The sequence below is a fragment of the Shewanella holmiensis genome, from assembly GCF_025370255.1.
GTDB classification, from domain to species: domain Bacteria; phylum Pseudomonadota; class Gammaproteobacteria; order Enterobacterales; family Shewanellaceae; genus Shewanella; species Shewanella holmiensis.
This window is the reverse complement of record NZ_JAMTCD010000002.1, coordinates 133,790-148,215: the sequence shown is the minus strand read 5'-3', so window position 1 is coordinate 148,215 and position 14,426 is coordinate 133,790. Positions and strand designations below refer to the sequence as shown.

Annotated in this window: 13 protein-coding genes and 3 pseudogenes; 11 read left to right on the top strand and 5 right to left on the bottom strand. The window is 39.7% G+C overall.

The genetic code is table 11. The features are described 5' to 3' along the window. Window positions 1-35: 35 nt before the first annotated feature. The 4 genes from NE535_RS02235 (at window position 36) to NE535_RS02220 (ending at window position 3,003) form a co-directional block, all read left to right on the top strand. Window positions 36-695 (top strand): flavin prenyltransferase UbiX, encoded by a 660-nt coding sequence (locus tag NE535_RS02235; protein ID WP_261297067.1) that lies wholly within the window; start codon window positions 36-38, stop codon window positions 693-695. A gap of 7 nt (window positions 696-702) precedes the next feature. Further along, complete coding sequence (gene hpt, locus NE535_RS02230; protein WP_261297066.1) at window positions 703-1,230, top strand: hypoxanthine phosphoribosyltransferase; 528 nt, start codon at window positions 703-705, stop codon at window positions 1,228-1,230. A gap of 67 nt (window positions 1,231-1,297) precedes the next feature. Further along, window positions 1,298-2,233 (top strand): ABC transporter ATP-binding protein, encoded by a 936-nt coding sequence (locus tag NE535_RS02225; protein WP_261297065.1) that lies wholly within the window; start codon window positions 1,298-1,300, stop codon window positions 2,231-2,233. Further along, complete coding sequence (locus NE535_RS02220) at window positions 2,233-3,003, top strand: ABC transporter permease (RefSeq protein WP_226413527.1); 771 nt, start codon at window positions 2,233-2,235, stop codon at window positions 3,001-3,003. The genes NE535_RS02225 and NE535_RS02220 overlap by 1 nt, the downstream gene beginning before the upstream one ends. A 313-nt stretch (window positions 3,004-3,316) precedes the next feature. On the opposite strand, the pseudogene NE535_RS02215 reads toward NE535_RS02220, so the two are convergent. Both NE535_RS02215 and NE535_RS02210 read right to left on the bottom strand, forming a co-directional pair. Then, window positions 3,317-4,237, bottom strand: a pseudogene (locus NE535_RS02215) (putative bifunctional diguanylate cyclase/phosphodiesterase); the annotation flags it as partial. Window positions 4,238-4,247: 10 nt separating this feature from the next. Next, window positions 4,248-4,529 (bottom strand): annotated as a pseudogene (locus NE535_RS02210) (ISAs1-like element ISSpu13 family transposase); the annotation flags it as partial. A gap of 103 nt (window positions 4,530-4,632) precedes the next feature. Between NE535_RS02210 and NE535_RS02205 the strand changes: the two are divergent. Then, window positions 4,633-5,673, top strand: coding sequence for an IS481 family transposase (locus tag NE535_RS02205; RefSeq protein ID WP_261297064.1), 1,041 nt, complete (start codon window positions 4,633-4,635; stop codon window positions 5,671-5,673). A 31-nt stretch (window positions 5,674-5,704) separates the two neighbouring features. On the opposite strand, the gene NE535_RS02200 is transcribed toward NE535_RS02205, so the two are convergent. Beyond that, window positions 5,705-6,673, bottom strand: a complete 969-nt coding sequence (locus NE535_RS02200) for a sensor domain-containing diguanylate cyclase (RefSeq protein ID WP_261297063.1) — start codon at window positions 6,671-6,673, stop codon at window positions 5,705-5,707. A gap of 167 nt (window positions 6,674-6,840) precedes the next feature. On the opposite strand from NE535_RS02200, the pseudogene NE535_RS18735 reads away from it, so the two are divergent. Then, window positions 6,841-6,936 (top strand): annotated as a pseudogene (locus NE535_RS18735) (transposase); the annotation flags it as partial. A 204-nt stretch (window positions 6,937-7,140) separates the two neighbouring features. On the opposite strand, the gene NE535_RS02195 reads toward NE535_RS18735, so the two are convergent. Next, entirely contained in the window at window positions 7,141-8,331 is a 1,191-nt protein-coding gene (locus NE535_RS02195; RefSeq protein ID WP_261297062.1) for a chemotaxis protein, read from the bottom strand. A gap of 518 nt (window positions 8,332-8,849) precedes the next feature. Here NE535_RS02195 and NE535_RS02190 point away from each other — a divergent pair. The 3 genes from NE535_RS02190 to NE535_RS02180 all read left to right on the top strand — a co-directional run bounded on the left by NE535_RS02190 (window position 8,850) and on the right by NE535_RS02180 (window position 11,248). Beyond that, window positions 8,850-10,406, top strand: coding sequence for a sensor domain-containing diguanylate cyclase (locus NE535_RS02190; RefSeq protein WP_261297061.1), 1,557 nt, complete (start codon window positions 8,850-8,852; stop codon window positions 10,404-10,406). A gap of 188 nt (window positions 10,407-10,594) precedes the next feature. Then, complete coding sequence (locus NE535_RS02185) at window positions 10,595-10,810, top strand: hypothetical protein (RefSeq protein ID WP_261297060.1); 216 nt, start codon at window positions 10,595-10,597, stop codon at window positions 10,808-10,810. A 42-nt stretch (window positions 10,811-10,852) separates the two neighbouring features. After that, entirely contained in the window at window positions 10,853-11,248 is a 396-nt protein-coding gene (locus tag NE535_RS02180) for an ACT domain-containing protein (RefSeq protein ID WP_261297059.1), read from the top strand. A 118-nt stretch (window positions 11,249-11,366) separates the two neighbouring features. Here the strand turns inward: NE535_RS02180 and NE535_RS02175 are convergent, their stop codons facing one another. Continuing rightward, a complete protein-coding gene (locus NE535_RS02175; RefSeq protein WP_261297058.1) occupies window positions 11,367-11,771 on the bottom strand; it encodes a hypothetical protein in 405 nt (134 codons plus the stop codon). A 220-nt stretch (window positions 11,772-11,991) separates the two neighbouring features. On the opposite strand from NE535_RS02175, the gene NE535_RS02170 reads away from it, so the two are divergent. Continuing rightward, window positions 11,992-12,867, top strand: coding sequence for a pirin family protein (locus NE535_RS02170; protein ID WP_261297057.1), 876 nt, complete (start codon window positions 11,992-11,994; stop codon window positions 12,865-12,867). A gap of 227 nt (window positions 12,868-13,094) precedes the next feature. Continuing rightward, window positions 13,095-14,414, top strand: coding sequence for an ATP-dependent RNA helicase DbpA (gene dbpA / locus NE535_RS02165; protein WP_371931118.1), 1,320 nt, complete (start codon window positions 13,095-13,097; stop codon window positions 14,412-14,414). The last annotated feature ends 12 nt before the right edge of the window (window positions 14,415-14,426 follow it).

Here is a 14,426-nt window from a genome sequence, read left to right as displayed (position 1 = left end):
CAGTGGTTATGGGGCGCACCGAATAAGGAAAAATCATGGCTTATGCCAGAAAAGAGAAAGCAATTAGCCTAGCGTGGACCGGAGCATCAGGAGCACCTTACGGTATCAAGTTACTGCAATGTCTGCTTGCGGCCGATTATCAGGTTTTTTTGATGATATCTAGCGCCGCGAGAGTGGTATTAGCCACAGAACATGCACTGCAATTGAGCGCAAATCCTGAAAAGGCGCGAGCACAATTATTGAGTTATTTTGCCGAGCAAAAAATCGCCCTGACGGGTGAGTTAGTCGTGTTAGGCAAAGATGAGTGGTTTTCGCCGCCAGCATCAGGCAGTGCGGCGCCGAAGCAAATGGTTATTTGCCCTTGCTCAACGGGCACATTAGCCGCAGTTGCAACCGGAATGAGTAATAATTTATTAGAACGTGCAGCCGATGTGGTATTAAAAGAGCGCGGTCAATTAATTCTTGTTCCTAGGGAAACTCCCTTTAGCGCCATACACTTAGAGCATATGTTAAGCCTAACACGCAATGGTGCAACCATTATGCCTGCCGCACCAGGGTTTTATCATAATCCCAAATCGATAGAAGATCTGGTAAACTTCATGGTTTCCCGAATTCTGGATCATTTGGGAATATCACACGCACTGACAAATCGCTGGGGTTATGGCGTTGACGCCCCCCAAAATATCGATAATTGAGAACAGTATGAAACACACGATTGAACCTATGATTTCAACCGAAGAAATCAACAATACTTTAGACCAACTTGCCGAGCGTATTAACGCCCACTATGCCAACAGTGAGCGCTTATTAATGGTTGGCCTACTAAAAGGCTCAGTGGTCTTTATGGCCGATTTATGTCGCCGTATTAAAGGTCATGTTGAAATCGACTTTATGTCGGTATCAAGTTATGGCAACTCAACCACCAGTTCTCGCGATGTAAAAATATTAAAAGATGTTCAATCAGATATTGCTGGTCGTGACGTATTGATTGTTGAAGACTTAATTGACTCGGGCAACACCTTAAATAAGGTGCGTGAAATTTTATTGCTGCGTAATCCAAAAAGCCTGGCGTTATGCACCTTATTAGATAAGCCAGAACGCCGTGAAGTGGATGTGCCCGTTGATTTTATTGGCATGACAATTCCCGACGAGTTTATTGTGGGCTACGGCATTGATTATGCCGAGCAATATCGAAATCTGCCTTACATAGCTAAAGTCGTGCCTTTATAACGACAGCAGTATTACAAATTACTCCCACAATTGTGGGAGTTTTTTTCGATAAAATAAGGAATTTAGCATGACAGAACACACCGATGCCCTGGTGATAGAAAACCTACAAAAAACCTATAAAGGGGGAGTTGAAGCCGTTAAGTCACTCAGTTTAACGGTTAAACAAGGTGACTTTTTTGCATTGCTAGGCCCTAACGGTGCAGGTAAGTCGACCACTATTGGCATTATTAGTTCGTTAGTGCAAAAAACCGCAGGCAGCGTCAAAGTGTTTGGCTTTGATATTGACCAACAACTTGAACGCGCCAAATTGTGTATTGGTTTAGTGCCTCAGGAATTTAACTTTAATCAGTTTGAAACTGTGCTGCAAATTGTGGTTAACCAGGCTGGTTACTACGGCGTGACACGCAACATTGCGTTGGTTCGTGCTGAAAAATACCTGTCACAACTGGATTTATGGCACAAGCGTAATGCGCAGGCACGTGAGTTATCGGGCGGCATGAAACGTCGCCTAATGATTGCTCGCGCATTAATGCATGAACCCAAACTGCTTATTTTAGATGAACCCACAGCCGGGGTAGATATTGAGCTGCGCCGTTCAATGTGGGATTTTTTAAAGCAGATTAATGCCCAGGGCGTGACCATTATTCTCACCACCCATTATCTTGAAGAAGCTGAAATGCTGTGTCGTAATATTGGTATTATCGACACCGGGCGTTTAGTGGAATGCACTAGCATGAAGTCGTTGCTTAGTAAGTTAAATGTTGAAACCTTTATCTTAGATTTGACTCAAAATCTCAGCGCCGCACCTAAGCTGGAAAACATGTCATGTCGCTTGATAGACCCACACACACTAGAAGTTGATGTGGCTAAAAATCAAAGCATGAATAGCCTATTTACCCAGCTAACCACTGCCAACATAGAAGTGCTATCAATGCGCAATAAAGCTAACCGCCTAGAAGAGCTATTTGTCGAGCTCGTTGAAAAAGCCAAGGGGGCGAAATAATGAACGCACTGTATTTAGTCGCCTTTAGAAGTATTTTAAAGAAAGAAATTAATCGCTTCACCCGTATCTGGGTGCAAACCTTAGTGCCGCCAGCTATTACTATGACCTTATACTTTCTCATTTTTGGTAACTTAGTCGGCAGCCGTATTGGTGAAATGGGTGGCGTAAGCTACATGGAATTTATCGCTCCAGGGTTAATTATGATGTCAGTAATCACCAACTCATATTCTAATGTGGCCTCATCATTTTATAGCGCTAAGTTTCAAGGCAATATAGAAGAAATTATGGTCGCACCCGTGCCACATTATGTGATGATAGCCGGCTATGTCGGCGGCGGAGTGGCCCGTGGCTTATGTGTCGGCCTTATTGTGACTGTAGTGGCAATGTTGTTTGTTAATATCAGCTTACATCATGTTGGTCTGGTGATATTAACGGTGTTTTTAACCTCAGTGCTATTTTCACTCGGCGGATTAATTAATGCAGTATTTGCCAAAAGCTTTGACGATATCAGTATCATTCCAACGTTTGTATTAACCCCATTAACCTATCTTGGTGGCGTGTTTTACTCGTTGTCATTGTTGCCAGAATTTTGGCAAGGTGTGTCAGGGTTAAACCCTGTGGTGTATATGATCAACGTATTCCGCTATGGCTTTTTAGGCTTTGCCGATATCAGCGTGCCGTTATCGGTGGCTATCATGGTCGGCTTTTGTGTCGCCTTATGGACGTTGGCTTACTACCTTATATCGCGTGGTATTGGGCTGCGAAGCTAGAAATGTATTTAACCTCGACTCGGGTTAAGGGGCAATTGATATTCTTAATATTCAATTGCTTATAGTAAATTTGATGTGGTGCTGATAACAAGGTGAATTGACACTTTAATAGCGAGTCTATTACAAGCCAATTCAAAGCTGTGAGCGCAGCAAAGAGCTGTTTAATATGCATTTATTCTTGCGATCTGAGGTTAGTTAATTTGTTCCATGTGTCTAAGGGTCTTTATTAAGGCCCTTTTGGCTTACTCATAGTCAGTATTTTCTAGGATTATAGCTCATACAATTAATTCAATGAGGTGTGTTAACTCGATGATCAAGTGCATTTTTTATGGATAAAAGTGCGTTCAAATTGTTCTGCAGTCATTGGTTTCCCATAAAAATAACCTTGACCCAAATCACAGCATTCTTTGCGAATAAAGGCATCTTGATTGACGGTTTCAACACCTTCTGCAATCACTTCTAAATTGAGTTTTTTACCTATCGCTATGATGGTTTTAGTTAGCTCTCTATCTTGTTTATTTTCTTCTAGTTTTTTTATAAAGCAGCGATCTATTTTTAGGGTATTAAATGAGTATTTTTGTAAGTAACTTAATGATGAATAACCCGTACCAAAATCATCTAACGAGATTTTTATCCCAAGTTGTTGTAGTTTTTGAATTGTAAACTGAGCTATGTGCTCATCTTGTAATAATAAACCTTCAGTTATTTCAAGCTCTAAAGCGGTAGCTGGTAGTTGATATAGTTTAAGCAAGTCTGCAACGTGTTCAAGAAAGCGAGGATTACGGATTTGTAATGGTGAAATATTAATTGCAATCTTAAAGTCATGCTCTACGGCTTTATACCATTTAGCCGTTTGAGAAAGTGCTGTGTGAAGTACAAAATTACCTATATCAATAATTTGGCCATTTCGTTCTGCTAAAGAAATAAATTTATCAGGAGGGACATTACCTAATACTGGATTATGCCAACGAAGTAATGCCTCTGCACCAACAACTCTTTGTGTTTTTAGATGAACTAGCGGTTGATAATGAAGGCTTAACTCATTTTTATTTAATGCATCCATTAACCGTGATTCAAGTTGAGAGCGTAGATTTAAGTTCTGTTGAGTGTGTTGGTTAAAAAAACTATGGCTTGATCCATTTGATTTGCTTATCGTCATGGCCGCACTGGCTTTTTGAATAAGCGAAATGGCTTCAATCCCATCATTAGGAGCTTGCGCAATTCCCATACTTGACAGGGGCTGATTACACTTTTTGACCAGCGCCAAAAATAATCTCTTCCCTGAAATCATCACTCCAACAAGCCCTATTGAATTTCTGGTTCTGGCTTGTTTTAGCGGGATGTAGCTTCACTAGATTTAATGCCCAACGCCTTAAAATAGCTAGGATACTGGCACCATCCTCATCATACATTTTCTGCTTATCTTCTTGAAATAGCGTATCTAAAAGCCAATGCTGATTATTTTCCGTTTGCCAGTGAGCCCTAATAGCTGTACCAAAGGCTTCGGATGTTAGCACTGCACTACTATGTATTAGTTTCGACTTGATCTGACATTCAACTTGAAAAAGTGAGAGTTACCCGTTTTGATAAAGGTGTCGAATCTTTTAATCAAAACCAAAGGTAACTCTCATGTTGCATACTAACAATCCAATCATTAAACACAAAGCAGGTTTACTCAATTTAGCTGAAGAGCTGGGTAACGTATCTCGAGCATGTAAAGTAATGGGTGTCTCTAGAGATACATTTTATCGCTATCAAGAACTTGTTGAAGATGGTGGTATTGACGCCTTAATTGAAAAGACACGCAGAACACCTAATCTGAAGAATCGAGTTGACGAAGCGACTGAACAGTCAGTAATTAAATATGCTATCGACTTTCCGGCTCATGGCCAACATAGAACCAGTAATGAACTGCGTAAGCTGGGGATATTTGTGTCAGGTAGTGGTGTTCGCTCTATTTGGCTTCGCCATAACCTAGAAAACTTTAAGAAACGGCTTAAAGCATTAGAGGACAAGGTCGCCAATGACGGAATTATACTAACCGATGCCCAAGTTGCTGCTCTTGAAAAGAAAAAACATGATGATGAAGCATGTGGCGAGATAGAAACTCATCATCCAGGCTACCTCGGCTCACAAGATACGTTCTATGTCGGTAACCTAAAAGGTGTGGGTAGGATCTACCAACAGACTTTCGTCGATACTTATAGCAAGGTAGCGTTTGCCAAGCTCTATACGACAAAAACACCAATCACCGCAGCAGATATGCTCAACGATAAAGTTCTGCCTTATTTCGAACAACACGAGCTTCCTATGCTACGAATATTGACTGATAGGGGAACAGAATACTGCGGGCGAGTTGAGCAGCATGACTACCAGTTATACCTAGCAATAAATGATATCGATCATACAAAAACTAAGGCAATGTCACCGCAAACGAATGGTATTTGTGAACGGTTCCATAAGACAATTTTGAATGAATTTTATCAGGTTACTTTCCGAAAAAAGCTATACGATAATTTAGAAATGTTGCAAAAAGATCTAGACGCATGGATAAATTACTACAACAATGATCGAACTCATCAAGGCAAAATGTGCTGTGGTCGAACGCCACTTGAAACATTATTGGATGGGAAACAGATTTGGGCAGATAAAAATCTAGCTCAAATCTAAGCTGACAGACACCATAAAAAATGGGTAACTGTCAGATCAAGTCTGAGCTACTACAACATATCGCATTTTTAGAAGATTTATGTGTTTGAATAATGACAAATTCGACGCCTGCAATCCTAGATATAAAGGTATTTTTATTAATCAGTTTTTGTAAACGCTGACTTAATATTAAAAGTGCTTTATCGCCAATCAAGTAACCATAACTATCATTAATTGATTTAAAATTACGTAATCCAAGATACAGTACTGAGACTTTATCTTTAGGCTTTCCTTTTTCTAGCATGCTAGATAATGTATTGATTAGGGTGATGCGATTTGGTAATCCTGTGAGTGGGTCATAGTTTTTGTGGTATTCAAGTGTTGTTTCAGTTAGGGCACTATTTTCAATTTCTTTTATTAATTTTTCACTGAGTTCAACTAACTCTTGAGTGCGAAGTTGTACTTTTCTTTCTAACTCTTGATTCTGGATTTGTAATTTAGTTTGCTGATATAGGGTCATCAAATTTGATTCAATCGCGCTTTGAAAACGCGTCAGAAGACTACGAATTTTTTCGCTATAAACATGCTCTTTGTTATCAAGCATGCAGATCGTTCCAAATGTCCCTTTTTGATCTGGCCAACGAAGTGGTAAACCGCAATAGGCGATCATGCCTAGTTTTATATCAGGGTTGTTATTCCAAAGTGCGTCTTTAAGAGCATTAGGAATATGGAGCTCTTTTGCTTCATTAATCACGGTTTCACAGTAAAGGCCGTGCCCTAAACTTTCGCTATCATGTTTTTTATAAGGGTTGTCATTAGTCCGACTTGAGGCAAATACTTCGATGCTTGCCTTATGAACGCGCATGATTAGTGAAACAGGGGTGTTGGCCAATTCTGAAAGTAAATCCAAGGTCTGTTGCCAGTTATCAAACATTTCATTTGGAACAATGATTTTTGATGTTTCAATCTCAAAGGTGGAATCGTCTACTTTGGACTGATTAATGGCAGCAGTGTATGACATAATAGTTAACTCCGGATGGCAGTGAATAAATTGTAGCTGTTTTATAAAAAATGTGTAATTTTGTACAGTTAACAAGCATCTGATGGCAGTAAACTTATGTTAATTGTTCAAATTAATTAGCCGGGGAAAAAACAAATCAAAAACAAAGACAGCTATCTTTAACAACCAAGCGGACAATCAAACGCATTATTGAACGTTATCAAACACAAGATGGACTCATTGAAGAGCTGGTTACACAAGACTTAAAACAAAAAGAAAATCTTAGGTGCTAATAGCACAGTGAGCTTCAGGCTCAATTAAGTGTAAGGTGTCATTCTATGTAAAATCAAATGCACTCGATATTGCTTAAATAGCATTTGGCATAGTGATGATGGTGAAAAGTCATTGCTTCATTAGTCACATCATTCACCGCCATGCTCTTTTCTCTGTTAAACAGTATCTAGTTAGACTTTCAGCTCATCTTGCGATTATTTTTTCATTTCTGACTTAAGTGCCATTCGCTTACCTAGCCATACACCTAATCCTAAAGGTGCAAAAAAGATCACAAATAGGAATAACACAAAGTATAGAATCAAGCTTTTTAGTGTATGGGTTAATTCTTTAAAAACCACTTCTACGGTATGCTTTGAAATATCATCCAGATTTGCCGCAGCGGCAATGCGCTCGCGGGTGATCATTTCTTCTAGCGCTATTCGCTCATTTTTAACCATTAATTCTAATGCCTGACGCTCAATGGATAATTGCGCCAACTTATCATCAGTAGACTCACTTAACTGGGTTAACAGTGGTGTTAGCTCTTTGCGTAAATCACTGGCTAAACTGGCCATCATTTCGGGGCTTTGTGCCATTAATTGCTGAAAACGGGCAGATGTGTTGTTAATACTGGCTAAGGTTTTTTGTAATTCATCGGCGCTGATATTGGAATGCAGTGCATACAATTCAGCTTTCCAAGTTAATAACTTAGGCGTTTGATCTGCGAACATTGCCATGCGATCTGAAATGTCACTCATCACCTCAGGCACAGAGCCAAAGGTTGTAATCGCTTCAAATTCGCTGATATTTCGATATGCTAACCACGCATTAAAAGCGGATGTGCGGGTAAACGTAATATCGGTAATGGGGTGTTCAGCAACATATTGGGTGATAAATTGTTTATATTGTTCAAACTCCCCTGTTTTTACAAAGCCTTTAATGGTCTGTTCAAAATTAGCCTGTAAACGCTCACTTGCGGCGATGGCGATGGCTTGATGTTCGCCAAAAAGCTGATGACCATTGCCCAATGAGAAAAAGGCGTTCATCTGGGCGGTTAATACCCAGGTATCAACCATTGCTGATACTGGTGATGCTTGAAATATGGCGCGCTGTAAAGCTTGTTCGCTGTTAATTTTCCACATTAAACTATTTGATTTTAATGCCACAAACTCAGATGTGGTGAGGGGGTTACTTTCAGGGTTAGATGCTAATAAAATGATTTTGTCTGCACTGGTTTCTACTTCGCTGTAAAAGGTGTGGCTGAAATCTCGGCTAAACACGCGCATATTTAGCTGCGTTTGTGGTAGTGGTTCTATGCCACTTTCTAATTTTACTTCGAGTAAAGAACAACTGGATAAAGCCAGCAACATTATCAATACAAGAGATATCTTTTTAGCAATACCCATAACAAAACCTCTGGTTATAACAGTAAAAAATAACGTAAGCATATAAAAAATAAGTGTAATTTATCATTATTTACAAGTGGTGACTATTACCTATAAGTAGCAAAGTATCATCCGCTTTCACAATCAGTTGCGTGCTAAGCCTACATCAGGTTGCGAATATTCGTTGATGACAAATTAACTCGTTGCGCTTAATTCATTTATATCTTGAACAATCCTTTATTAGTCAAGATAAACAGGCTCTATTGAGTTCGTTTTAGCACGCTCTACTTACCTTGATTAACACGCTTTTACCTCAAAAAACTTAGGCATTAACCTGCCGTAATCATTATCTTGCTTAACCTCACATATAAAAATGAAATAGTGGAGATTTTAGAGTAAGTATTCAGCAAGATATGTAAATCACTGCTAATCTGATAAATGCAGTAAGTTTCACATATTGCCCCACACTTGAGTCGTATTTTGGAATCGAATGTTCATTGATTGGCAGGTACACAACACATTATGTCGAAGAGTAAGATATGAAAATTTTTTACTTTCTTATCATTATCCTTTGGGGAGGAGGCCTTGCTACTGTCTATCATCATGGTCAAAATAATATTGAAAAGCAGCTTATTTCTACATTAAAAGACAATGAGCGTGAGGTGGGCCAGATGTTAGATGTGGCCATTGCTTACAATGAATCCATCAAAGAACAACTGATTTTCAATTTCGATTTACACGATATATCTAATCCTCATCCATTAATATCTTCATTTAAAAACTTTCCTGAATTAAATGCTTTTGGTTTGCAAGGTAACGAGACCATTGCCGGTCATCCATTGACAGCCAATTTAACCGGTATAGGTTCAATGCAAGATGTGGATGCTGAAATGTGGTCTGAAATCAATGCGCTATTAGGCTTGAATTTATCCGCACCTATCGCAGCTAAAAGTCATCCATTTATATGGTCTTATTATACCTCTCAAAAAGGGTTTATTTTACTGAGCCCAAGTGTGCCGATAGAGCAGTTCCACTTTACAGAGTACAATTATTCTAAGCCTTTCTGGCTCATCGCTACTCCAGAGGAAAACCCAAATAAAGAGACTCGGATATCTGATTTGTATGATGATGCAGCTGGGGCTGGATTGATGATTTCGGTATCCACTCCAGTTTATTATCATGATGTTTTTAAAGGTGCGGTGTCATTAGATGTGGGGTTGGATTACCTGAATAAAGTGTTACATTCTGATTTGTCAGCACTGGATAATGACATTAGCCTAATTTCTGATAAAGGTCAGGTGATTGCCAATAAGGCATTTAAAGACTTAGAGAATGTGGGCTTTAAACTCGATGAACAGGTTGTTAATTATAAATTGGCTCAATATTCTGGTGGTTATTACATTTTATCTAATTTGATTAAAGGAAAGTTTTACGTTGCTTATCAGCTTTCTGAAGACCAATGGCAAAATCTAGTGGTTGAAAACATATATGGTCGTTTGGTCATTGTGTCTATGTTTGTCATTATTTTATGGTTGTTGGTTAAATTGTTCGACATGCTGTGTAAAACTAAAAAGCTGGCAGAGTTGGATGGTTTAAGTCAATTGTATAACCGCATGTCATTAGAACGGTTATCCAATGAAGCTATCTATATGGCGATTAAAAGAGATGAGCCTATCAGCATCATCATGATTGATATCGATTTTTTCAAACAATTGAACGATGAACATGGCCATTATGCTGGTGATCAAGGGATTATTAATGTCGCCTCGGTTATCAAGCGCAGTGTGAGAAAAATTGATATTGTTGGTCGTTATGGTGGTGAAGAATTTGTTATTACAGTGCCTAATACCAATCTAGAAACGGCCTCATATTTAGCTGAAAGGATCCGAACCGAGATCGAACGTTCGGCATTTAATGGTACTACCAAGGTGACCGTCAGTATTGGGGTGGCAGAATGTCAGGCGTTTGCGCTTCAAAGTTTTCAAGAATTGTGTAAAAAAGCAGATTTAGCCCTTTATCAAGCCAAAGAAAATGGCCGTAATAAATGTGTTGTGTATAGCTACGACATGGAAATATGTAATCAACGTTACAGTTAGATGTTAATTCAGCTTCATTTGTATTTTTATCCGTTTTGAAGTGAATAACGGCACTCTGGATAATAAATTTATAAAATCTTAATAATATCCAATACATTAAATGTAGTAATATCAATTGGATAAGTAATTTTTTCTCTCCAATTCTAACTATGATGGTGATGTCAAAAAGCTTTATTCAAGGGGCCATTATGAAGCATAAATTACTGTGGTTTAGTGGGCTGTTATTGATCATTGGCATTGCCTTTGGCTATATTGAAATTACCTATTATCAATATCTTGATGAAAAAAATGTCTTGATTGAAAGCGTTTTTTTACCTCTAAGCATGTTGTTTGTGTTTTTGGGGGCTTTAGGGGTATTTTTATTCATCATCAGAGCAATTTGGTTAATACTCAAAAAAACTTAATCATTGTCTAAACCAATATCGTTGTTAATTAAGGGCAATGCAATGTCAGGTATTACCGAACTCGATAAACTTTTACAAACCATACAACCACAATTACTTGATACTGAATGTGTATTTTGTAAAGTTCAAGGGCATTTAGGTGATTATTTAGCGTTAAATCCGATAGCCACTTTTATGGAGTCAGAAGGGTTAACTTTAGTGCTTCAAAAGGAGGCCGCGATCAATGCGGGTTTAACGTTTGAGAATACGTTTCGTCAAATTACGTTAACCGTGCATTCTAGTTTAGAGGCCGTGGGTTTAACCGCCGCTGTGTCGGCAAAGCTAACCGCCAAAGGCATAAGCGCTAATGTCTTTGCAGCTTATTATCACGACCATATTTTTGTTCCATCAGCCAAAGCCTCTGCGGCACTGTTAGCATTACAAGAATTGTCATTATAAGCATTGGCAGAACAAGAGTTCTGCTTGAGCTGGCGCTAAAAACGCTAATAGGATGAGAGGTTAAAAAGCAGGATTAGGTTTGCTGATACGCTGTTTATCTGGTTTAGCCTAGTCGACATTAGGTTCTTATTTCGACATGTTGCAGCAACACTTCTTTTAACCAAGACTCTGCATCTTCTAAAGTTTTAAACATTTGAATATTGTCGGCTTGCATAGAGGGTGGCATGTTTTTCATTATCGTTGCCAAAATAGAGGCATTGAACACAAATGCTTTGGCTAACATGTGTTGCTGGTTAACCCATATATTATATTGTTCAAGTACTTGATATGCTTCTGGCGTACCGCCAAATAATTCTAAGTTATTGACTAAAATAGCAAAGGGTTTGCCATCAAATTTTTTGACGATCTCAATAACTGCATCGGTATAGCATTTTGCTCCGAATTCATTAAATGAACCTATCAACTTAGATTTGATGATACAGCCGTCAAGGCATATTTGAAATTCACCATGCTCAACCGACATAACTCAACTCATATTGAGTGTTTTATAAAGTAATTGTATAAGATTATTCTCATATAAAAATTAATTTCCTAAGTCGCAAGCTGTTATGGGAATGCTGAGTGTTCTAATAAATAGAATGTTTTTACGCATTTTATGCAATTTATCTTCAACTAAATAGTCGATAAAGTGGAGGCAATACACTGATACACTGTTGTGTTAGTGAGGCTATTTAGAGGTCAATATGAATATCATCAGTAAGACTCAGGCGCGACCAGCGATGGACGGTGATGGCGTAAATATTAAGCGTGTCGCCGATTTTGGCCAGCAACGTTTTGACCCTTATTTAATGCTAGATGAAATCAAATCTGATGATAAACAAGATTTCATTGGCGGGTTTCCTCCGCATCCCCATCGCGGCATCGAAACCTTCACCTATATAATGAAAGGCGGTTTTGAACATCGTGATCACATGGGTAATGTTAAAGCGATTCGTGCAGGCGATGTGCAGTGGATGAGTACTGGCAGTGGCGTTATCCATTCAGAAATGCCGCTAGCGGATGCCAATGAAGGCTTACATGGTTTTCAAATCTGGATAAACATGCCCGCGAAAGACAAAATGCGTCCGGCTATTTATCGTGATACTACGATGATCCCAAATCCATCGCTTGTTCACGCCAATGGCGCTTCACTTACCGCTTTAGCGGGCACTTGGCAGTTTGCCGATATGCGTGATTCTAGTATCACCAATACCAGTATTGAAGGGTTGGCGGGTAATGCCGCCATCGCGGATTTAACGCTACCGGCCAATAATCAGGTCGATTTGGCCTTAAACCACTTTGAGGCGGTTAATGTTTACCTGTATCAAGGCACGTTATTTGTCAACGTTGACGGTGAAACGAAATCATTTTCAGCTGGCACTATGCTGTGTATAAACCCACAAATGTTAGCAACATTTCAAGCTGGGGTAACGGGATTAGGGTGTTTAATTTTGGCAGGAACTCCGATTAAAGAGCAGATTGTGCACATGGGGCCTTTTGTGATGAACACCCAAGCTGAAATTAACCAGGCGATAGAGGATTATCAGCAAGGACGTTTTGGTGCGTTATCATTGAGTTGATGTTTAATTGTGCAAATTTTAGCGTGACGAAAAACAATGATGCGGTAATGTAGACTGTTTATTGCTATAATTAGCGCGTTCCGGCCAAAGCCATTTGCTTTGGCCTTATTATTTTCCGTTAGCTTTAAGCACAGGATATTCCCTTGAGTCAGTCACCTTCGCAAGTTGCCCGTCAGGCATTTTCATCATTAAACTTAAAACCCGAGTTATTAGATAACCTTAGCACTATGGGCTATGACTCTATGACACAAATTCAAGCCGAAAGTTTGCCGCCAATTTTGGCGGGTGATGATGTTATAGGCCAAGGAAAAACTGGCTCTGGTAAAACCGCAGCTTTCGGTTTGGGATTACTCAACAAGCTGGATGTAAAGCGTTTTCGTATTCAAACTATGGTGCTGTGTCCCACCCGTGAATTAGCCGATCAGGTCGCTAAAGAAATTCGTACTCTAGCCCGTGGTATTCATAACGTTAAAGTGCTGACATTATGTGGCGGCGTGCCGATGGGGCCGCAAATTGGCTCGCTTGAACACGGTGCTCACATTATTGTTGGTACACCTGGGCGTATTATTGATCATTTAGATCGTAACCGCCTGGACCTCAGCAATGTCAATATGTTGGTATTAGACGAAGCCGATCGCATGCTGGAAATGGGCTTCCAAGAACACATTGACGCGATTATCGATCAAACTCCGCATGAGCGCCAAACACTGCTATTTAGTGCGACGTTCCCAGAGCAAATTCAGTCTATTGCTGAGCGTATCATGTACAAGCCTGTGATGGTTAAAGTGGAATCTACCCACGACAATTTAACGATTGAACAGCATTTTTACCGTATTGAAGACAACCAAGGTCGCTTAGAAGCCTTGCGTTTATTACTGCTTGATAAGCAACCAGAAAGTGCCGTTGTATTTTGTAATACCAAGCGTGAAACCCAACAGGTTGCCGATTCATTACTTGAGTTTGGCTTCAGCGTATTAGCGTTACATGGTGATTTAGAACAACGCGATCGCGATCAAATGTTACTGCAGTTTGCCAATAAAAGTGCGCGTATTCTGGTGGCGACCGACGTTGCTGCCCGTGGTTTAGATATTGATGCTTTAGATGCGGTATTTAACTATCACTTAGCCTATGACAGTGAAGTGCATATTCACCGTATTGGCCGCACAGGTCGTGCGGGGAGTCATGGTGCCGCTTACAGCTTTTTTGGCGAGAACGACGGCTACAAAATGGCAATGATTGAAGAAGCGCTCAACAAAGATATCGTTGCAGCGACTTTGCCGCCATTAAGTGCATTAAACAAAGCACCGCTACAAGCGCTAATGCAAACCATTCAAATTGAGGGCGGTAAAAAGCAAAAAATTCGTCCAGGTGATATTGTTGGGGCATTAACGGGTGATAACGGTATTGAGTTTAACGATATTGGTAAAATTAAAGTGACCGATATTCGCGCCTATGTTGCGGTATCTCGTAACGTCGCGCAAAAAGCGATGTCGATAATCACCAAGGGTAAATTAAAGGGCAAGTCTTATCGTGCTTGGTTTATGTAACCAAGCCTTGAT

What these genes read in the sequence shown, in the direction of transcription:
- NE535_RS02185 (WP_261297060.1), top strand. Translation starts at nt 10,595, where the DNA reads ATGAAGCATAAATTACTGTGGTTTAGTGGGCTGTTATTGATCATTGGC.
- hpt (WP_261297066.1), top strand. Translation starts at nt 703, where the DNA reads ATGAAACACACGATTGAACCTATGATTTCAACCGAAGAAATCAACAAT.
- NE535_RS02205 (WP_261297064.1), top strand. Translation starts at nt 4,633, where the DNA reads ATGTTGCATACTAACAATCCAATCATTAAACACAAAGCAGGTTTACTC.
- NE535_RS02180 (WP_261297059.1), top strand. Translation starts at nt 10,853, where the DNA reads ATGTCAGGTATTACCGAACTCGATAAACTTTTACAAACCATACAACCA.
- NE535_RS02195 (WP_261297062.1), bottom strand. Translation starts at nt 8,331, where the DNA reads ATGGGTATTGCTAAAAAGATATCTCTTGTATTGATAATGTTGCTGGCT.
- NE535_RS02175 (WP_261297058.1), bottom strand. Translation starts at nt 11,771, where the DNA reads ATGTCGGTTGAGCATGGTGAATTTCAAATATGCCTTGACGGCTGTATC.
- NE535_RS02200 (WP_261297063.1), bottom strand. Translation starts at nt 6,673, where the DNA reads ATGTCATACACTGCTGCCATTAATCAGTCCAAAGTAGACGATTCCACC.
- dbpA (WP_371931118.1), top strand. Translation starts at nt 13,095, where the DNA reads ATGGGCTATGACTCTATGACACAAATTCAAGCCGAAAGTTTGCCGCCA.
- NE535_RS02190 (WP_261297061.1), top strand. Translation starts at nt 8,850, where the DNA reads ATGAAAATTTTTTACTTTCTTATCATTATCCTTTGGGGAGGAGGCCTT.
- NE535_RS02170 (WP_261297057.1), top strand. Translation starts at nt 11,992, where the DNA reads ATGAATATCATCAGTAAGACTCAGGCGCGACCAGCGATGGACGGTGAT.
- NE535_RS02225 (WP_261297065.1), top strand. Translation starts at nt 1,298, where the DNA reads ATGACAGAACACACCGATGCCCTGGTGATAGAAAACCTACAAAAAACC.
- NE535_RS02235 (WP_261297067.1), top strand. Translation starts at nt 36, where the DNA reads ATGGCTTATGCCAGAAAAGAGAAAGCAATTAGCCTAGCGTGGACCGGA.
- NE535_RS02220 (WP_226413527.1), top strand. Translation starts at nt 2,233, where the DNA reads ATGAACGCACTGTATTTAGTCGCCTTTAGAAGTATTTTAAAGAAAGAA.